Annotated in this window: 19 protein-coding genes; 11 read left to right on the top strand and 8 right to left on the bottom strand. The window is 71.5% G+C overall.

The window, feature by feature from the left end; genetic code table 11:
- Positions 1–129 precede the first annotated feature (129 nt).
- Positions 130–2,868, top strand: a complete 2,739-nt coding sequence (locus OG407_RS29320) for a helicase-associated domain-containing protein (protein ID WP_405862567.1) — start codon at positions 130–132, stop codon at positions 2,866–2,868.
- 70 nt (positions 2,869–2,938) lie between these two features.
- Here the strand turns inward: OG407_RS29320 and OG407_RS29315 are convergent, their stop codons facing one another.
- The gene (locus tag OG407_RS29315) at positions 2,939–3,421 is read right to left on the bottom strand and encodes an NUDIX hydrolase (protein WP_405868666.1); all 483 of its coding nucleotides are present in this window, start codon (positions 3,419–3,421) and stop codon (positions 2,939–2,941) included.
- Between the two features lie 159 nt (positions 3,422–3,580).
- Here OG407_RS29315 and OG407_RS29310 point away from each other — a divergent pair, with 159 nt between their 5' ends.
- Positions 3,581–5,224, top strand: coding sequence for a DNA repair helicase XPB (locus tag OG407_RS29310; protein ID WP_327403188.1), 1,644 nt, complete (start codon positions 3,581–3,583; stop codon positions 5,222–5,224).
- A gap of 60 nt (positions 5,225–5,284) precedes the next feature.
- On the opposite strand, the gene OG407_RS29305 is transcribed toward OG407_RS29310, so the two are convergent.
- Positions 5,285–5,467 (bottom strand): hypothetical protein, encoded by a 183-nt coding sequence (locus OG407_RS29305; protein ID WP_033281206.1) that lies wholly within the window; start codon positions 5,465–5,467, stop codon positions 5,285–5,287.
- 278 nt (positions 5,468–5,745) lie between these two features.
- On the opposite strand from OG407_RS29305, the gene OG407_RS29300 reads away from it, so the two are divergent.
- Positions 5,746–7,830 carry a HelD family protein gene (locus OG407_RS29300; protein ID WP_405868664.1) on the top strand — a complete coding sequence of 695 codons (2,085 nt, stop codon included), beginning with the start codon at positions 5,746–5,748 and terminating at the stop codon, positions 7,828–7,830.
- A gap of 46 nt (positions 7,831–7,876) precedes the next feature.
- Here the strand turns inward: OG407_RS29300 and OG407_RS29295 are convergent, their stop codons facing one another.
- Both OG407_RS29295 and OG407_RS29290 read right to left on the bottom strand, forming a co-directional pair.
- A complete protein-coding gene (locus tag OG407_RS29295) occupies positions 7,877–8,569 on the bottom strand; it encodes a copper homeostasis protein CutC (RefSeq protein WP_365305851.1) in 693 nt (230 codons plus the stop codon).
- Positions 8,570–8,691: 122 nt separating this feature from the next.
- Positions 8,692–9,372 (bottom strand): maleylpyruvate isomerase family mycothiol-dependent enzyme, encoded by a 681-nt coding sequence (locus OG407_RS29290; RefSeq protein ID WP_405862564.1) that lies wholly within the window; start codon positions 9,370–9,372, stop codon positions 8,692–8,694.
- Between the two features lie 44 nt (positions 9,373–9,416).
- On the opposite strand from OG407_RS29290, the gene OG407_RS29285 reads away from it, so the two are divergent.
- Together OG407_RS29285 and OG407_RS29280 are read left to right on the top strand one after the other, a co-directional pair.
- Positions 9,417–10,073: a hypothetical protein gene (locus OG407_RS29285; protein WP_405862562.1), complete on the top strand. Its 657-nt coding sequence runs from the start codon at positions 9,417–9,419 to the stop codon at positions 10,071–10,073.
- An 87-nt stretch (positions 10,074–10,160) separates the two neighbouring features.
- Positions 10,161–11,210 (top strand): GNAT family N-acetyltransferase, encoded by a 1,050-nt coding sequence (locus OG407_RS29280; RefSeq protein WP_405868662.1) that lies wholly within the window; start codon positions 10,161–10,163, stop codon positions 11,208–11,210.
- Positions 11,211–11,274: 64 nt separating this feature from the next.
- On the opposite strand, the gene OG407_RS29275 is transcribed toward OG407_RS29280, so the two are convergent.
- Both OG407_RS29275 and OG407_RS29270 read right to left on the bottom strand, forming a co-directional pair.
- On the bottom strand, positions 11,275–11,541 hold the full coding sequence (locus tag OG407_RS29275) for a DUF4031 domain-containing protein (protein ID WP_405862560.1): 267 nt from the start codon (positions 11,539–11,541) through the stop codon (positions 11,275–11,277).
- The gene (locus tag OG407_RS29270; RefSeq protein WP_405862558.1) at positions 11,538–11,945 is read right to left on the bottom strand and encodes a hypothetical protein; all 408 of its coding nucleotides are present in this window, start codon (positions 11,943–11,945) and stop codon (positions 11,538–11,540) included. Before OG407_RS29270 ends, OG407_RS29275 begins: the two co-directional genes overlap by 4 nt.
- Positions 11,946–12,000: 55 nt before the next feature.
- Between OG407_RS29270 and OG407_RS29265 the strand changes: the two genes are divergently transcribed.
- The 4 genes from OG407_RS29265 (at position 12,001) to OG407_RS29250 (ending at position 15,733) form a co-directional block, all read left to right on the top strand.
- Positions 12,001–12,912, top strand: coding sequence for a MurR/RpiR family transcriptional regulator (locus OG407_RS29265; protein ID WP_405862556.1), 912 nt, complete (start codon positions 12,001–12,003; stop codon positions 12,910–12,912).
- 185 nt (positions 12,913–13,097) lie between these two features.
- Entirely contained in the window at positions 13,098–14,033 is a 936-nt protein-coding gene (murQ, locus tag OG407_RS29260; protein WP_405862554.1) for an N-acetylmuramic acid 6-phosphate etherase, read from the top strand.
- 16 nt (positions 14,034–14,049) lie between these two features.
- On the top strand, positions 14,050–15,480 hold the full coding sequence (locus tag OG407_RS29255) for a PTS transporter subunit EIIC (protein WP_405862552.1): 1,431 nt from the start codon (positions 14,050–14,052) through the stop codon (positions 15,478–15,480).
- A gap of 13 nt (positions 15,481–15,493) precedes the next feature.
- Entirely contained in the window at positions 15,494–15,733 is a 240-nt protein-coding gene (locus OG407_RS29250; RefSeq protein WP_405862551.1) for a hypothetical protein, read from the top strand.
- Positions 15,734–15,836: 103 nt separating this feature from the next.
- On the opposite strand, the gene OG407_RS29245 is transcribed toward OG407_RS29250, so the two are convergent.
- Positions 15,837–16,553 (bottom strand): class I SAM-dependent methyltransferase, encoded by a 717-nt coding sequence (locus tag OG407_RS29245; RefSeq protein WP_405862549.1) that lies wholly within the window; start codon positions 16,551–16,553, stop codon positions 15,837–15,839.
- An 82-nt stretch (positions 16,554–16,635) separates the two neighbouring features.
- Complete coding sequence (locus tag OG407_RS29240; protein ID WP_405862547.1) at positions 16,636–17,028, bottom strand: hypothetical protein; 393 nt, start codon at positions 17,026–17,028, stop codon at positions 16,636–16,638.
- Positions 17,029–17,141: 113 nt separating this feature from the next.
- On the opposite strand from OG407_RS29240, the gene OG407_RS29235 reads away from it, so the two are divergent.
- Positions 17,142–17,981, top strand: a complete 840-nt coding sequence (locus OG407_RS29235; RefSeq protein ID WP_405862545.1) for a helix-turn-helix domain-containing protein — start codon at positions 17,142–17,144, stop codon at positions 17,979–17,981.
- The gene (locus OG407_RS29230) at positions 17,965–18,171 is read left to right on the top strand and encodes a DUF397 domain-containing protein (RefSeq protein WP_405862543.1); all 207 of its coding nucleotides are present in this window, start codon (positions 17,965–17,967) and stop codon (positions 18,169–18,171) included. Before OG407_RS29235 ends, OG407_RS29230 begins: the two co-directional genes overlap by 17 nt.
- Positions 18,172–18,192: the final 21 nt, after the last annotated feature.

Below are 18,192 nucleotides of genomic sequence, written 5' to 3'. Positions count from 1 at the left end.
GGCCCCGGGCGCGAAGTGATCGCCGCCCACGTACGGGGTGCCCTCGGCCGAAGGTGCGGGGCGTCCCCGGGCGGGCGCTGTCGGGTGGGCGGCACCGGTCCGGCCGTCGCACCCGCTACCGTGGGTCGGATGAGCACCCCGGCCACGCCGCCCCGTTCGCTCGCGGAGGCACTCCGAACCAGGGACGACGCGTCCCTGGCCGCGCTGCTGCGCAGCCGCCCCGACCTCATCACGCCTGTGCCCACCGACCTCACCCAGCTCGCGACCCGGGCCGGTACGCGCGGGTCGGTCGTGCGGGCGCTGGAGCGGCTGGACCGTTTCGCGCTGCAGACGGCGGAGGCGCTGGCCGTGGCGGCGGATCCGGCGTCGTACGACGAGTTGGTCGGGCTGATGGCGGGCGACGCGCGCGATGCCGCCGTCGTGCACGCGCTGCCGCGCGCCCTCGCGACCCTGCGCGAGCAGGCGCTGGTGTGGGGCGCGGACGACCGGCTGCGGCTGGTGCGGACGGCGCGTGAGCTGCTGGCTCCGTCGCCGCAGCATCCGTCGCCGACCGGCCTCGGGCCCACGGTCGCGGAGGCCACGGCGGGGATGTCGCCGGGGCGTATTCAGGAGATCGTGACGGCCGCCGGGCTGTCCTCCACCCATGACTCCGTTTCCGCGGTGGCCTCGCTCACCAAGCTGTTCACTGGCCGGCGGCGGATGAAGGCGCTGCTCGGGCGCGCTCCCGAGGAGTCGTTGGAGGTGCTGAACCGGTTGGTCTGGGGGCCGCCGTACGGGCAGGTGACCGCCGAACCGGCCGCCCGGCTGCGCTGGCTCATCGACCGGGGGCTGCTGCTGCCCACCGCGCCGGGAACTGTCGTACTCCCACGTGAAGTTGCCCTACACCTGCGGGCCGGGCGCGCGCACCGCGAGACGGAGCCGGTGGCGCCCGCGGTCGAGGCGAAGGCGACGCACCGTCCACAGGTTGTGGACACGACGGCGGCCGGGCAGGCGTACACCGCGCTCGCGACGGTCGAGGAGCTGTTGAAGGACTGGGACGAGGGCGGGCCGACCGTCATGCGGGCGGGCGGGCTCAGCGTCCGTGACCTGAAGCGGACGGCGGTCGCGCTGGACGTGGCGGAGCCGGTCGCCGCGTTCTGGGTCGAACTCGCTTATGCGGCGGGGCTGTTGGCCTCCGACGGTGACGCCGATGAGCGGTACGCGGCTACCCCAGTCCTCGACGAGTGGCTGGAGCTGCCCGCGGCGCAGCGCTGGGTCCGGCTCGCGGAGGCGTGGCTCACGGGGACCCGGACGTCGGGGCTGGTGGGTGGGCGGGACGCGAAGGAGCGGACGTTGTCCGCGCTGGGGCCGGGGCTGGATCGGTCAGCGGCTCCGGAGGTACGGCACCGGGTGCTGGGTTTGCTTGCGGGGCTTCCGGAGGGGGCCGCGCCGTCTGCCGAGTCTGTGTTGGCTCGGTTGCGGTGGGAGCGGCCGGTTCGGGGGGCGGGGGGTGCGCAGCGGAGTACGGGGAGCGCAGGGAGTGCAGAGGGCGCGGGTGCTCAGGGGGGTGCTCGGGACGACGGCGATCTGCGTAGTCGGCTTGCTCGGTGGACGCTGAGCGAGGCGGAGATGTTGGGGGTGACGGGGCGGGGGGCCCTGTCGGCGCAGGGGCGGGCCTTGTTGGGGCCGCGGGGTGCGGTGGCGGGTGGCAGTGGCAGCAGCAGTGGCAAAAGCAGAGGTGTGGAGGGCGAGGACTGGGACGGGGGCGGGGGCGGCGGGCTCGCGGCGGCCGGCTCCTCCGGCGTCGCCAACCCCTCTGCCCCGTCTGTCACCTCAGCCCCCTCTGGGTCTTCAGCCCCCTCCGATCCCTCCGGCCCCGGCGACAAGCTCCCCGTCCATCATCACCAGCACCGCCCGCCCGCTCCTCCCGAACCCCTCTCCCACGCCGAACAGGCCGTGGCGAGTGCGGCCGCCGCCCGTCTCCTCGCGCCGCTTCTCCCCGAACCGTTGGACCACGTCCTCCTCCAGGCCGATCTGACGGCGGTGGCCCCCGGCCCACTGGAGCGGCCGTTGGCGGACATGCTGGACGTGCTCGCGGACGTGGAGTCGAAGGGCGGGGCGACGGTCTACCGGTTCACGCCGGGGTCGGTGCGCCGCGCGCTGGACGCGGGGCGGTCCGCCTCCGACCTGCACGACTTCCTCACGGCGCACTCCCGTACGCCGGTCCCGCAGCCCCTCGCCTATCTGATCGACGACGTGGCCCGCAGGCACGGGCATCTGCGGATCGGCGCGGCCTCGGCGTACGTGCGCTGCGACGACGACTCGGTGCTCAGCGAGATCCTGGCCGACAAACGGTCGGCGGGCCTGCGCCTGCGCCGCCTCGCGCCGACCGTGCTGGCGGCCCAGGCGGACCCGGCGGCGCTCCTCGACGGGCTGCGCGCGATGGGCTTCGCGCCGGCCGCCGAGTCCGCGGAGGGCGATGTCGTCATCACCCGGGCCCACGCCCACCGCACCCCGCCCCGCACGGCCCCCGAACCGGTACCGGACGGTCCGCCGACCCCGGACACGACCCTCCTGTCGGCGGCGATCCGCGCGATCAGGGCGGGCGACCGGGCCTCCACGACGCCCCTCAAATCGACCCCGTCCCCGAACGGCGAACTCCCCCGCACCAGTTCCGCCGAGACCCTCGCCACCATGCAGGCCGCCGTCCTCACCGGCGACACCCTCTGGATCGGCTACGTCAACGCCGAGGGCGCCGCGAGCCAGCGCGTCATCGCCCCCATCCGCGTGGAGGGCGGCTTCGTCACGGCGTACGACCACACGGCGGACGAGGTACGGACGTATCCGCTGCACCGCGTGACGGGGGTCGCGGAGCTGGCGGAGGGGTAGGCGGCCGGAGAAATGTGACACTCACGCCCCCATGTGTCACATTTCCGCCGAAGGGGTGGCCCGGACCGGCTCAGGTCAGATAGCGGTCCAGCGCCTCGACGGAGTCCGCCACGAACGTCGGACGCCGGGCCATCTCCCGCAGCTCGTCCTCCGTGACCCACGCGTGCCAGGAGATCTCGTCCGGGTCGGGCGTGATGTCCGTGCTGATGACCGCGTCGTGGACGCCGAGCCAGTACGGGCTGATCTCGCCCCGGCACAGGTACTTGAAGGCGAATTGGACCGGCGCCCGCACCCCGAGTTCCTCGGTGAGTTCGCGGGCCGCCGCCTCCTCGTAGGACTCCCCGGCCTCCGCGCCGCCGCCGATCATGAAGTTGTACTGCCCCGGGAACCGGGACATGTCCGCCGCCCGCCGGTGCACCAGGACCCGGCCCTCCCCGTCCCGGCACACGATCGTCGCGACGCGGTGCAGCCAGTGGTGCTTGATGGCCTCGCCCCGGTCCACGACCGCGAGCACCCGGTCCTGCTCGTCGACCCGGTCCACCAGTTCTCCCATGGCCTCCGCCCTCAGTTCTCCCAACGCCTCCACCCCCAGCTCTCCCATCGCCTCACCCTCTCAGAGCGCCGCCGTGATCATCGGCCGATAGTGCACACTGGACGTTTGGCCGCCCCGAGTCCTCCAGGCCCGGCGAGCCCCGCAGAAAGGCAGTCGCGCGTGAATGGCCCCCTCATCGTCCAGTCCGACAAGACCCTTCTCCTTGAGGTCGATCACGAGCGTGCCGACGAGTGCAGGCGCGCCATCGCGCCGTTCGCCGAGCTGGAGCGGGCGCCCGAGCACATCCACACGTACCGGGTGACGCCGCTGGGGCTGTGGAACGCGCGGGCCGCCGGGCACGACGCCGAGCAGGTCGTGGACGCGCTGGTGGAGTACAGCCGGTATCCGGTGCCGCACGCGCTGCTCGTGGACATCGCCGAGACCATGGACCGCTACGGCCGTCTGACCCTGAGCAAGCACCCCGCTCACGGACTCGTCCTCACCACCACCGACCGGCCCGTGCTGGAGGAGATCCTGCGGTCGAAGCGGGTCGCCCCGCTCGTCGGCAACCGGCTCGACCCCGACACGGTCGCCGTGCACCCCTCCGAGCGCGGCCAGATCAAGCAGGTGCTGCTGAAGCTGGGCTGGCCGGCCGAGGACCTCGCCGGGTACGTCGACGGCGAGGCGCACGCGATCGAGCTGGACGAGGACGGGTGGGCGCTGCGGCCGTACCAGAAGCAGGCCGTGGAGAACTTCTGGCACGGTGGCAGCGGTGTCGTCGTGCTGCCTTGCGGGGCGGGGAAAACTCTCGTCGGTGCGGGGGCGATGGCGCAGGCCAAGTCGACCACGCTCATCCTCGTCACCAACACCGTCTCCGCCCGGCAGTGGAAGCACGAGCTGATCAAGCGGACCTCGCTGACCGAGGAGGAGATCGGGGAGTACAGCGGGACGCGCAAGGAGATCCGGCCCGTCACCATCGCCACGTACCAGGTGCTGACGACGCGGCGGAAGGGCGTCTACCCGCACCTGGAGCTCTTCGACTCCCGGGACTGGGGGCTCATCCTCTACGACGAGGTGCACCTGCTGCCCGCGCCCGTCTTCAAGTTCACGGCGGATCTGCAGGCGCGGCGGCGGCTCGGGCTGACCGCGACGCTCGTGCGTGAGGACGGCCGGGAGTCGGACGTGTTCTCCCTCATCGGGCCGAAGCGGTTCGACGCGCCCTGGAAGGAGATCGAGGCGCAGGGGTATATCGCGCCCGCCGACTGTGTCGAGGTGCGCGTCAATCTCACGGAGTCCGAGCGGCTCGCGTACGCCACCGCCGAGGCCGAGGAGAAGTACCGCTTCTGTGCGACCACCGCGACGAAGCGGAAGGTCACGGAGGCGATCGTGCGCCGGTTCGCCGGTCAGCAGATCCTCGTCATCGGGCAGTACATCGACCAACTCGACGAGCTGGGCGAGCACTTGAACGCTCCCGTGATCAAGGGCGAGACCTCCAACGCACAGCGGGAGAAGCTCTTCGGGGCCTTCCGCGAGGGTGAGATCAGCGTGCTCGTGGTCTCCAAGGTCGCGAACTTCTCCATCGACCTGCCGGAGGCGACCGTCGCCATCCAGGTGTCGGGGACGTTCGGCTCGCGTCAGGAGGAGGCACAGCGCCTCGGGCGGGTGCTGCGGCCGAAGGCCGACGGGCACCAGGCCCACTTCTACTCGGTGGTCGCGCGCGACACGATCGACCAGGACTTCGCCGCCCACCGCCAGCGCTTCCTCGCGGAACAGGGGTACGCCTACCGGATCATGGACGCGGACGAGATCCTCGCGGAGAACTGAGCATCACGGTGGGGCGCGGGTGAAGTTGGCGGAGCGGGGTGAAGCGGGCGGAGCCGGTGGTCACTTACGGCGAACGCCCGCTTCCTCGCCGTACTCGCCGAGGACGACCACGCTGAACGCGGCGCCCGCGAACACTTTTATCGCGCGGAGGGCATTGCCGAGGCGATGGGGGTGGCTGCCGCCGGTGGCCGGTGTGGCGCCGGTCGGGCGGACGGGGACCGGGGTGATGGTTGCTGCGCTCATGTCTCCATGGTGCGTCTTGGGACATAAGGTCGGCATCGGTCCAGAGAGCCAACCTCCGGGCCGCCCGTGTACGCCTCCGGGCGGACCCGTTCCCCTCCTGGGTGGAGGGGTCGTCCCCTAGGGGACACGCACGCGGGCGTCAACGCGGCCGCAAAACCATTCGCCTCCGCCAGTTGCCCTGACCTAGAATCTCCGCTCTTGCCCGCCTCCCCGCAGGGAGTGCCACCGCCCGGACGGAAACCGGCCGGTATCCCACCGAGCACACACCCAGCAGCCGCATCAGCAGGCCCTCCGGAGGCACCCCCTTGTCCACGCCCGCCGACGATCCGCTCTCTCGCGAACGCTCCCACCTGGCCTCCTCCCGTTCCGCACTGCGCGCCATGCGCGAGGACGTCCAGTCGCTCGACATCAAGGACGTCACCGCGAACTGGGTCAACGCCGAGGTCCTCTCCCGCCAGATCGACGACCGCATCAAGGCGCTGGCCGACCTGAGCGACACCCCGCTCTTCTTCGGCCGGCTGAACTACCTGCACTCACCCGGCGCCGAACAGGCCGAGGGCGCGGCGGGCGAGCAGTTCTACATCGGGCGGCGCCATGTGCACGACGCCGACGGCGACCCGATGGTCATCGACTGGCGTGCGCCGGTCTCGCAGCCGTTCTACCGGGCGTCCAAGAAGGACCCGTTGGACATCTCGCTGCGCCGCCGCTTCGGTTACACGGGCGGCGACCTCACGGCGTACGAGGACGAGCACCTCATGGACCCGGCCGAGGCGGCCGCCACCAGCAAGCTGCTCCAGCAGGAGATCGAGCGGCCCCGCGTCGGCCCGATGCGCGACATCGTCGCGACCATCCAGCCCGAGCAGGACGAGATCGTACGGTCCGGACTCGGCGGGACGGTGTGCGTGCAGGGCGGGCCCGGGACCGGGAAGACCGCCGTCGGCCTGCACCGGGTCGCGTACCTCCTCTACGCCCACCGTGAGCGGCTCGCCCGGACCGGCACCCTCGTCATCGGGCCGAACAAGTCCTTCCTGCACTACATCGAGCAAGTCCTGCCAGCGCTGGGCGAGTTGACGGTCCGCCAGGGCACGGTCGACGACCTGGTCGCGCACGTCGAGGTACGCGGCACCGACGAGGCACCGGCCGCCGTCATCAAGGGCGACGCCCGCATGGCCGAGGTCCTCCGCCGGGCCATCTACTCGCACGTCACCATCCCCACCGAGCCGGTGATGGTGGTGCGCGGCTCGCGCCGCTGGCGGGTACCGGCGTACGAACTCGAAGCGATCGTGCGGGAGTTGCTCGACCGCGACATCCGTTACGGCGCCGCCCGCGAGGCCCTTCCGCAGCGCATCGCGCATGCCGTGCTGGTGCAGATGGAGCGGTCCGGGGAGGCGCCGGACGACCGGGTGCAGGACGCGGTGGCCCGCAACACCGCGGTGAAGGCTGCCGTCAAGGCGGTGTGGCCGCCGGTCGAGCCCGCGAAGCTCGTGCTGCGGCTGCTCACCGACGCGGACTTCCTCGCCGCGCACGCGGACGGGATCCTCGACGAGGACGAGCAGAAGACGATCCTCTGGGCGCTGCCCGGATCTGGGAAACGGGCCGTGCGGAGCGTGAAGGCCGCCAAGTGGTCAGCCGCGGACGCCGTGTTGATCGACGAGGCGACCGACCTGGTGCAGCGGACGCACTCGCTCGGGCATGTCGTGCTCGACGAGGCGCAGGACCTCTCCCCCATGCAGTACCGGGCGGTCGGCCGCCGCTGCACCACCGGTTCCGCGACCGTCCTCGGCGACCTGGCGCAGGGCACCACGCCCTGGGCGACCCGGAGTTGGGACGAGGCGCTGGCCCACCTCGGCAAATCCGACGGCATGATCGAGGAGTTGACGGCCGGTTTCCGCGTGCCGACCGATGTCATCACGTACGCCTCCCGGCTCCTCCCCCACATCGCGCCGGGTCTGACCCCGGTCGCGTCGGTCCGTGAGAACCCGGGTTTCTTCGACCTCCGCGCGACCACCGCTACGGCGGAAGTGGTCGCCGCCTGCGAGGAGTTGCTGGGCAACGAGGGTTCGACGGGCCTGATCGCGGCCGACGCCCGCATCCCCGAACTGGCGGAGGCGCTCACGGCGGCGGGCATCGGCTACATCGACCCGGGCGAGGAGACGACCGTAGACACCCGTCTGACCCTCGTCCCGGCGTCGCTCGCGAAGGGCCTGGAGTACGACTACGTGGTCCTCGACGAGCCGCAGGCCGTGGTCGACGGCGAACCGGACGAACGCACCGGCCTGCGGCGCCTGTACGTGTCCCTGACCCGAGCGGTGTCGGGCCTGATCGTCACGCACAGGGCGCCGCTGCCGCCCCAACTCGCCTGAGCGAAAAGGGCGGTCGGCGGCAAGGGCGGTCAGCGGAACGGGCGGTTCACGCTCGGTCGAGCACCGCCCGCCACTCGCCCACCGCTGCCGCCGACACCGGCCGGTCCCAGCCCTCCGGGCGGGCGGCTCCGCCGATGTGGAAGGCGTCGACTCCGGCGGCGAGCAGGGTCGGTACGTGGTCGAGGCGGAGGCCGCCGCCGACCAGGATGCGCTGCTCGTAGCCGGGTTCGCCGCGCAGGGCCGCCTCGCGGAGCAGGGTGGGGAGGCCGTCGTCGACGCCGTCCGCGGAACCGGCGGTGAGGTAGGCGTCCAGGCCCGGCAGGTCGGCGAGCTGTTTGCGCAGGGCGTCGCGGTCGGCGGCGCGGTCGATCGCGCGGTGGAACGTCCAGGCGCAGCCGTCCAGTTCGGCGACGACCCGCTCCACGGCGTCCAGGTCGACGCAGCCGTCCGGGTCGAGGAACCCGAGCACGAACTGGTCGGCACCGGCGGTCCGCAGCTCCCCGGCGACCCGGACGAGCCGGTCCACGTCACCCGCGGCGAACCCGTCCGCGAGGCGCAGCATCACGCGCAGGTCGATGTCGACGGCGGCGCGGATCGCGGCGAAGGTCTCCACCGGCGGGGTGAGCCCGTCGGCCGCCATGTCGGTGACCAGTTCGAGACGGTCCGCGCCTCCGGCCTGGGCGGCGACCGCGTCCTCGGCGCCGAGAGCGATCACCTCCAGGACTGCACGCGTGCTCATAGGACCCCTTCCGTCGTGTTCCCTGGAGCGGCTACAGGTCTAGTCCAATCTCAGGGTACGCGGGAGGGCCGGGGGCCGCGAGATCGCCCCCGTCGACGAGGCCCCGGCACGGCACCGCACCGTCAGCCGAAGATGTTCAGCTCCTCCGCCCTCGCGCCCGCCAGCTCGTACGCCACCCCGTCCGGGACCGGCCGCCCCGAGTACAGGCGTACGAGCGTGGGCGCGGCGCCGATGTAGCGCGCCGGGGTCAGGTCGCCCGAGGGGTCGCCCAGGCGCAGGGGATCGTCCAGGTCGTCGAGGTCGGCGTGCAGAGGCCGATGGTTTTTCTGACGGGTCACGAGGCCGAGAAGGGTTAGAGCGGACCCCAGCCCCTGACCCCCATAGGCGCCGGGCACGCCGAGAACGTCCCGTACGTCACCGGCGTGCACCCACTCACCAAGCGCGACCGCGTCCAGCGCGCCGCCCGCGCGGGCGATCGACGCGCCCGCCCCGGTCATGCCCCGCTCCAGTTCGTCGACGACCTGCGCGTTCGTCCAGTCGGCCCGTTCCGCGATGTCCCGGTCGTTGGCCGCCGGCGAGAACACGCCCGCCTCGAACCGGCGCTCCACCACCCGCGTCAGCGCGACCGAGCAGTGCGCGAGCACGTCCCGTACGGTCCAGCCCGGACACGCGAGGGTCGCCAGCGCGAAGTCCTCGTCGGGGCGGGAGCGGAGCAGCGGGATCAGGGCGTCGCGCTCGGTGGCGAGGAGGCGGCCGGGCAGTTCGGGGTCACGTACCTCGTGTGCTGTGTCGGCGTAAGTCATGCGTTCCACGCTAGGGGCGCGGCCGCGGGAGGAAAATAAGGGGCATGGCCGATCTCGACGCCCTCCGCGCCCGCTGGACCCGCGCCCTCGAAGGCGCCCGCACGCCCACCCACGCACCCGACGGCGGTCCCGACCCCTCGCCGTACGCCGAGAATCTCCTCGCCCGCTGGCAGGAGCCGCAGCGGCATTACCACACGCTCACCCACCTCACCTCGGTCCTCGACCACATCGACGTGCTGGAGAAGCACGCGGACGACCCGGACGTCGTACGGCTCGCGGCCTGGTTCCACGACGCGGTGTATCTCCCGGACCGTTCCGAGAACGAGGAGCGGTCCGCGCGGCTCGCGGAGCGGGCGCTGGCCGAGGCGGGCGTGCCGGAGGCGAGGACCTCCGAGGTCGCCCGCCTGGTCCGGCTCACCGTCACGCACGACCCCGCCGACGACGACCGCGACGGCCAGGTGCTGTGCGACGCGGACCTCGCGATCCTGGCCGCGCCGCCGTCCGTGTACGCCGCCTACACGGCCGCCGTCCGCGAGGAGTACCACTTCGTCCCCAACGACGCCTTCCGGGACGGCCGTTCGGCGATCCTGCGGCAACTCCTCGCCCTGCCACGGCTGTTCAGGACGCCGTACGGGGCCGCGGTATGGGAGGCCACGGCACGCTACAACCTGGCGGCGGAACTGGAGCTGCTGGCACCTTAATCACGGCGGGCGCCGGTCGCCGCCCGTATGCTCCCCCGCATGGGGAACACGGGCGGAGACATGGCCGGGCAGTCAGCCGCACACCAGGTGGAAGAGGCCGTCGCGGGCTGCCTCGCGCTGCTGGGGACGGCGACGGACCGGGACTGGGACGGGGTGAAGGCGGGCCGGCTGGAGTGGAGTTGCCGGGACACCGCCGAGCACATCGCCGGTGATCTCATCTCGTACGCGGGGCAGTTGGCCGGTCGCGCGCAGCACGCGTACGTCCCCTTCGAGATCACCTTCGACGACGGCACCGACAACTCCGGCGTCCTGGACGTGATCCGGACGACCGGCGTCCTGCTCGCCGCCGCGATCCGCACCACACCCCGTGAGGTGCGCGCCTTCCACCCGTTCCCGTTCCGCAGCGCGAACCGCGAGGGCTTCGCCGCGATGGGCACCGCCGAGGTGCTGCTGCACACGCACGACATCGCCGAGGGCCTGGGCCTGACCTACCAACCCGCCCCGGAACTCTGCGAGTTCGTCCTCGGCCGGATCTTCCCGCACGTCCGCCCCGGCGCCGACCACTGGCGCACCCTGCTGTGGGCGACCGGCCGCGCCGAACTCCCCGGCCGCGCCCCCGTCACCGGCTGGAAGTGGAACAACAACCTCGTCCACACCACCGACCGCCTCACCCTCCAGGGCATCACCCCCGCGGCCGCCGGTGACCTGGTCGCGGGCGGTGACGGCGGGTTCGAGTGGATCGAGGGCGGCCCGTACGAGGGCACCCGTGAGGCCGCGACCTTCCTACTGAAGGCCTATGTATCGGGCGTCCACCGCCCGGAGTTCGGCGTGTTCGTCCTCGTCCGCCGCGAGGACGGCCGCGCGGTCGGCGGCCTGGGCTTCCACGGCGCGCCCGACGAGGAGGGCCGCACGGAGATCGGCTACGACCTCGCGGAGGGCGCCCGCGGCCAGGGCTACGCGACGGAGGCGCTCCGCGCGCTCTCGGAGTGGGCGCTGGCCCGCGACGACGTACGCACCGTCTTCGCGACGATCGAACGGGACAACCTCGCGTCGCAGGCCGTGGTCACCCGGGCGGGGTTCAAGAAGGTCAGCGAGGACGAGGTGGAGGGCGAGTTCGCCTACGAACTCGGGCGCTGAGCAAGCCCGTTCGACCGACGGCCGACGGCTGGTGACCTGCGAACTCCGGCGCCGAGCAACTCGCCTACCGCGCCCGCCCCTTGGGCCTCCGCAGCCCGGCCGCCGTCAGCAACCGCACCACCTCCCGGCTCCGGACCTCCACCGCCCCGGCGGCCACCGCGTCCGCGTAACGATGCGAGGGAAGGTCGTAGTGATCGCGCTCGAAGGCCCGCCGCGGTACGCCCAACTCCTCGGCGAACAGGTGGAGTTCGTCGTACGAGACGTCACTCACGAGGTGGGACCAGAGGCGTCCGTGTCCCGGCCAGGTCGGCGGGTCGATGTAGACGGTCACAGGGAGCCCAGGGTTCCCACGGCCGCGACCTTCACGCCCGCCTGGTGGCAGACCCAGTGCGGGTCGGGTCCCAGTTCCGGCTCGACCTCCAGGGCGTGCGGGTCGCCGGCCGCGCAGACCGGGCAGAGGGGCCAGCGTCCGTACGCCTCCAGCAGCGCGTCCTGCACGTCCTGAGCGACCAGCCCGGCGACGTACTCGGCACCCTCCGGCCACTGCTCCACCCACCACCGCCGTTCCACGATGGACTCCTCCACCATGGACACCACGTCCGCCGCGACGACCTCGCGCGCGGCCAGATCGGCGAGCACGAGGGCGCGGGCGGCGTGCAGCGCCTGCTCCAGGGGGCTTATGGGGACGGGCTCGTCACGGGGGTCGTCGTCAGGGGTGCTGTCGGATGATGCCATGCACCCATTGTGCGCACTCTTGACCGGACCACCGCCGCGAAAATATCTTTCAAAGGTGACTCAGGAAGTGAAGGAAATTTTCGGAAGCGCCTCCGGGAGTACGCCACCCGCCGCACTGGCCGCCAAGGTGCGCACCCTCGCCCCCTCCATGACCCGCTCCATGCAGCGCGTCGCCGAGACCGTCGCCGCCGACCCGGCCGGCTGCGCGGCCCTCACGGTCACCGGCCTCGCCGAACGCACCGGCACCAGCGAGGCCACGGTCGTCCGCACCGCCCGCGTCCTCGGCTACCCCGGCTACCGCGACCTGCGCCTCGCCCTCGCCGGGCTCGCCGCGCAGCAGCAGTCCGGGCGGGCGCCCGCCCTCACCACCGACATAGCCGTCGACGACCCGATCGCCGACGTCGTCGCGAAACTCGCCTACGACGAGCAGCAGACCCTCGCCGACACGGCCGCCGCACTCGACACCGTCCAGCTCGGCGCGGCCGTCACCGCGCTCGCCGCGGCCCGTCGTACCGACATCTACGGCGTCGGGGCGTCCGGGCTCGTCGCCCAGGACCTCACCCAGAAGCTCCTGCGCATAGGCCTCATAGCCCACGCCCACAGCGACCCGCACCTCGCCGTCACGAACGCCGTGCAGCTGAAGGCGGGCGATGTGGCCATCGCGATCACCCACTCCGGTTCCACCGGTGACGTCATCGAGCCGTTGCGCGTGGCCTTCGAGCACGGGGCTACGACCGTTGCGATCACCGGGCGGCCGGACGGGGCGGTGACGCAGTACGCCGATCACATCCTCACGACGTCCACAGCTCGGGAGAGTGAGCTGCGGCCGGCCGCGATGTCCTCCCGGACGAGTCAGTTGCTGGTGGTGGACTGTCTGTTCATCGGGGTGGCGCAACGGACGTACGACCAGGCTGCGCCCGCGTTGTCGGCGTCCTACGAGGCGCTGGCGCATCGGCACAGGCGCTGACGGTTTCGTGGGTGTCCGCGGGTGCGTCGTAACTGGTCGCGCAGTTCCCCGCGCCCCTAAAAGCCAACCTGAACGCCGACCCCCCAGGGGCGCGGGGCTGTGTTCAATTTGCGGCTACCGCCGCGCGGGCGCGACCAGCCCCCACCGGGCCGCAGACGAAGAACAACGGAAAGAGCCGCTTCTCCATGACCTCAACGTCCAACCCCCGTGACCTCCGCGCCGAGTTGGAGTCACTCACCACCGAAGCCTTCCGCCCCGAACTCGCCGGGATCGACCAACTCCCCACCCCCGACATCGCCCGCCTCATGAACACCGAGGACGCGACCGTCGCCGCCGCGGTAGCCCTCCGCCTCCCCGAGATCTCCGCCGCGATCGACGCCGTGGCCGACCGCATGGGACGCGGCGGCCGGCTGATCTACATGGGCGCCGGCACCGCAGGCCGCCTCGGCGTACTCGACGCGTCCGAGTGCCCCCCGACCTTCAACACCGACCCCTCCCAGGTCGTCGGACTGATCGCCGGTGGCCCGGACGCCCTGGTCACGTCGATCGAAGGCGCCGAGGACTCAAGGGAGTTGGCCGAGGCGGACCTCGACGCACTCACGCTCACCCCCGACGACACGGTGGTCGGCATCTCCGCCTCGGGACGAACCCCGTACGCGATCGCAGCCGTAACGCACGCGCGCAGCCAGGGCGCGCTGACCATCGGCCTGTCCTGCAACGCGCACAGCGCCCTCGCCGCAGCCGCCGACCACGGCATCGAAGTCGTCGTAGGCCCCGAACTCCTCACCGGATCAACGAGGTTGAAGGCGGGCACGGCCCAGAAGCTCGTGCTCAACATGCTGTCGACGATCACGATGATCCGGCTGGGCAAGACCTACGGGAACCTCATGGTCGACGTACGCGCGTCGAACGAGAAGCTGCGCGCCCGCTCCCGCCGCATCGTCGCGCTCGCGACCGGCGCGGACGACGCGGAGATCGAGCGCGCCCTCGCGGTCACGGACGGCGAGGTGAAGAACGCGATCCTGGTCGTCCTCGCGGGGGTCGACGGCGCGACGGCCGCCCGCCTTCTGGAGGAGTCCGGCGGCCGGCTGCGCGCGGCACTGACCGCGGCGGCCGACTGACCAGCACGCTCAGGGGGTGGATACTCCGTACGACACCGCCGCCGCCCTCCTCCCCCTCGTCGGCGGCCCCGCGAACGTCACCTCCGTCGCCCACTGCATGACCCGCCTCCGCCTCGGCCTGGCCGACCGGTCACTGGTGGACGAGGAGGCGCTGCGGGCGCTGCCCGGCGTACTCGGGGTCGTGGCCGACGACACGTACCAGATCGTGCTGGGGCCGGGGGTGGTGGCACGGGTGACCCCGGAGTTCGAGAAGCTGGTGAGTAGTGCCGCCGGTGAACTGGCCGCGCGCGGCGCCGAGTTGAAGGAGGCACAGCGGGCCCGCAACGCCACCCCCGGCAAACTCCTCCTCCGCCGGATCGCCAACATCTTCGTCCCGCTCATCCCCGCCCTCATCGGCTGCGGAGTCCTCGCCGGCCTCAACGGGCTGCTGATCAACATGGGTTGGCTCCCGGGAGTGACAGGCGCCCTCGCCGTCATCCCCTCCGCGTTCCTAACACTCATCGCGGTCTTCGTCGGTTACAACACGGCGAAGGAGTTCGGTGGGACACCGGTGCTGGGCGGGGCGGTGGCCGCGGTCGTGGTGTACCCCGGGGTCGCCAAGGTCACGGCCTTCGGAGTCGCCCTCTCCCCCGGCCAGGGCGGAGTGCTGGGCGCACTCGCCGCCGCACTCCTCGGCACATACGTCGAGAAGTGGTGCCGCACCTGGGTCCCCGCGACCCTCGATGTCCTCGTCACCCCCACCCTGACGGTCCTGACCGCGGGCCTCGCGACGCTCTACGGCCTCATGTACGCGGCCGGCGAGATCTCCACGGCGATCGGCACGGCCGCGAACTGGCTCCTGTCCACCACGGGTCCCTTCGCGGGCCTGATCCTCGGCGGCCTCTTCCTCCCCCTGGTGATGCTGGGCCTCCACCAGGCCCTCATCCCCATCCACACCACCCTCATCGAACAGCAGGGCTACACCGCCCTGTTGCCCATCCTGGCCATGGCGGGCGCGGGCCAGGTAGGTGCGGCGGTGGCGGTCTACTTCCGTATGCACCACGACACTTCACTCCGCACGACCATCAAGTCGGCGCTCCCCGCAGGACTGTTGGGCGTCGGCGAACCCCTCATCTACGGCGTCTCGCTCCCCCTCGGCCGCCCGTTCCTGACCGCCTGCGCGGGCGGGGCGGCGGGCGGGGCGTTCGTCGGTTTCTTCGCGATGCTGGGCGACAGGGTCGGGGCGACGGCGATCGGGCCGTCGGGCTGGGCCCTGTTCCCGCTGCTGGCCGGGAACAGGGGGCTGGGGATGACGGTGGCGATCTACGGGGGCGGGCTGCTGACGGGGTACGGGGTGGGGTTCGTGGCGACGTATTTCCTGGGGCTGAGTGGGGTCAGTGGGCTGAGTGGGGCGAGTGAGGCGAGTGAGGCGAGTGAGGTAAGGCCGGGTGACACTTCCCGGGCATGATCGTTTCCCCGTCATGAAGAAGATCCTCATGTCCGTGGCCTGCGCCGCCGCCGCTCTCACCCTGGCCACACCCGCGCACGCGGACAACGACTCCAACTTCGGCGGAGGAGCGAACGCGGCGAACAACTGGAACTTCACCGCTGCGGCTGTATGCCTCCAGGAAGTGGCCGTGGTTCCCGTCCTCGGCGACTGGGTCGGCGACCACGCCAACAACTGCTCCAACGGCAACGTCATCGACCACTCCGGCCGCTGACCGCCCCGCCCAGACACCGGCGCCGGAAGCTCCCGTACGGGAACTCCCGGCGCCGTAGCGCTACTTGGCCTCGCGCCGCTGCCGCCCCGGGTGATGAACGTGTTCACGGCGCGACACGCCCCAAAGGTGCCCGCCACACCAGCGTGTACCGCCAGAACAACCGCCGCCGCGGCCGGACCCGCGGCAGGACACGGATCGCCTCGCGGCGGACTTCGGCGAAGGTCATCTCCGGCGGCCGGGTGACGGCGGTCATGGCCACCGGGCGGGCAACGGCCCTACGACCCCGGTTCTTCACCCAGCCCACGACGAGGTTCAGGGCGACGGAGACGGCTCCGAGGAGAGCATCGACGGCATCCTCCTCACGGGCGCAGCCGACCACCACGAGGGTTCCGCCCGGGGCGAGTTGGCCGCGGAAGCGGGTCAACGTCTCGGCGAACAGGAGGTGGTGGAGGGCGGCGACGCAGGTGATGACGTCGTAGGGGCCGGCGGGGATTCCGTCCCGGGCATCGACGACGGCGAAGACCGCGGGGCCGCCGGAGACTCCGGAGACTCCGGAGACTCCGGAGACTCCGGGCGGGGTCAACTCCCTTGCCCTGGCGATGATTTGGGGATCGGAGTCGATGCCCTCCACCCCACCCGTGCTCCTCGCGGCAAGCAGCCGCACGAGGTCGCCGCTGCCACAACCCACGTCCAGGGCACGCCCGAACCTGCGGGGCAACTGCCGTAGCAGCCAAGGGTGGTAGTGGGCGTTGTGGCTCCAGGGGTGGGCGGAGTTGAAGGATTCGAGGGCACGGAGGAGGCGGGGCGGGAGCGGAGGCATGGGGGCAGTCGATCACGGCGGCCGGCTCAGGGCAGGAGGCTCGGGGCGGGCAGCGCAGGGCGGGCGACCCAAGACAGGCGGCTCAAGGCAGGCGGGCTTCGCGGTTCCGCTCGCGGACCCTCGCCCGTAGTACCTCCTCCTGCCCGGCGGGTCCCGTCGACTCCGGTGGGCAGTCCCACTCCCGGCCGCCGCCGACCGGCCGCAACTGCACGTTGCCGCCCACGTGTCCCATCACCTCGCCGACCCGCCCGTCCCGTACGTCCACGGCATACGCCCCGACCGGGGGCCGTTCACCGCGCAGCACGGACGCGAGCTTCTCGGCGGTACGGACGTTGCAGCGCCCCAGCGTGACCAGCGCGAACTTCTCGTCGCTCGCGCCCGTCACCGGGTCCACGCACAGGGACGGCAGGACGACACCGACACCGGTGAGTGCCTCCCGGAGCGAAGCGACGATTTCTTCCGTCGACCGGAGCATTCCTTGCACCTCCACACAGAGTTTGCTGTTCGCAACACAGCGTGGCGGTCAGGTGTCTAGCCTGGCCATACGGGGAGTCCCAACAAATTCCGGTGTTAGGACAGGGAGTTGCTGTGGCAGGACCGAAGGATCTCGACCCGTCTTCGTCGCCGCGAGCCTTGCTCGGCGCAGAGCTCCGGCACGCCCGCGAAAAAGCGGGGCTCAGCCAGGACGAGTTGGGGCAGCGGCTGTTCGTGAGCGGTTCGTTCATCGGGCAGTTGGAGGCGGGGACGCGGCGGATGTTGCCGGAGTACGCGCGGATGCTGGACGTGGAGTTGGGGACGGGGGACTTCTTCGAGCGGAACTGTGGGGCGGCGGCGAAGTCGAAATATCCCGAGCACTTCGCGGAAGCGGCGGAGGCTGAAGCAACGGCGACGGAGATCAGGGAGTACGCGCCCCTATTGATTCCCGGGTTGCTTCAAACAGCGGCCTACGCACGGGCGGTGAGTCGCGCCTATGAGCCCACGGCTCCGGATGAGGCGATCGAGGAGTTGGTGACAGCCCGCATCGAACGGACCCGCATCCTCGACGACCCAACACAACCTCTGTTGTGGGCGATCGTCGACGAAGCGGCACTGCACCGGGTAACAGGCGGACCCAAGGTGATGGCGGCGGCCCTGAGCCATATCGTCGGCCTGATCCGCCGAAGCCGGGTCATCGTGCAAGTGTTGCCGTTCAAGGCGGGAGCGCACCCGGCGATGGAGGGTTCCATCAAGCTGATGGACTTCAACGACGCTCCTCCGCTGGTCTACCTTGAGGGAGTCGCCACCGGACGCCTGGAAGACGATCCAACCACCGTCAGGTGGCATCGGCGCACCTATGAATTCCTCGCGGCCTGCGCCCTCTCCCCACAGAACTCCCTAGCTCTGATCGAAGCGATGGCGCAGGATTACGCCCATGAGGAACAACCCTGATCTCGACCTGAGCACGGCCACTTGGTACAAGTCCAGCTACAGCGGCGGAGGCGGGGGTAACTGCCTCGAAGTAGCCGACGGCCACCCCGTCCTCGTCCCCGTCCGGGACTCCAAGAACCCCCTCGGACCGAAGCTCATCTTCCAGACCGCCGCCTGGTCCACGTTCGTCGAAGACCTCAAGCACGGCTGACCCCGGCACATCACTCCATGC

This window comes from Streptomyces sp. NBC_01515, from assembly GCF_045040345.1.
GTDB lineage: Bacteria > Actinomycetota > Actinomycetes > Streptomycetales > Streptomycetaceae > Streptomyces.
This window is presented reverse-complemented; position numbering and strand designations above follow the sequence as displayed.

Bases quoted from the DNA above. Each gene is read 5' to 3' on its own strand.
- OG407_RS29320 (WP_405862567.1), top strand. From the start codon at position 130: ATGAGCACCCCGGCCACGCCGCCCCGTTCGCTCGCGGAGGCACTCCGA.
- OG407_RS29315 (WP_405868666.1), bottom strand. From the start codon at position 3,421: ATGGGAGAACTGGTGGACCGGGTCGACGAGCAGGACCGGGTGCTCGCG.
- OG407_RS29305 (WP_033281206.1), bottom strand. From the start codon at position 5,467: ATGAGCGCAGCAACCATCACCCCGGTCCCCGTCCGCCCGACCGGCGCC.
- OG407_RS29295 (WP_365305851.1), bottom strand. From the start codon at position 8,569: ATGAGCACGCGTGCAGTCCTGGAGGTGATCGCTCTCGGCGCCGAGGAC.
- OG407_RS29290 (WP_405862564.1), bottom strand. From the start codon at position 9,372: ATGACTTACGCCGACACAGCACACGAGGTACGTGACCCCGAACTGCCC.
- OG407_RS29285 (WP_405862562.1), top strand. From the start codon at position 9,417: ATGGCCGATCTCGACGCCCTCCGCGCCCGCTGGACCCGCGCCCTCGAA.
- OG407_RS29270 (WP_405862558.1), bottom strand. From the start codon at position 11,945: ATGGCATCATCCGACAGCACCCCTGACGACGACCCCCGTGACGAGCCC.
- murQ (WP_405862554.1), top strand. From the start codon at position 13,098: ATGACCTCAACGTCCAACCCCCGTGACCTCCGCGCCGAGTTGGAGTCA.
- OG407_RS29250 (WP_405862551.1), top strand. From the start codon at position 15,494: ATGAAGAAGATCCTCATGTCCGTGGCCTGCGCCGCCGCCGCTCTCACC.
- OG407_RS29245 (WP_405862549.1), bottom strand. From the start codon at position 16,553: ATGCCTCCGCTCCCGCCCCGCCTCCTCCGTGCCCTCGAATCCTTCAAC.
- OG407_RS29240 (WP_405862547.1), bottom strand. From the start codon at position 17,028: ATGCTCCGGTCGACGGAAGAAATCGTCGCTTCGCTCCGGGAGGCACTC.
- OG407_RS29230 (WP_405862543.1), top strand. From the start codon at position 17,965: ATGAGGAACAACCCTGATCTCGACCTGAGCACGGCCACTTGGTACAAG.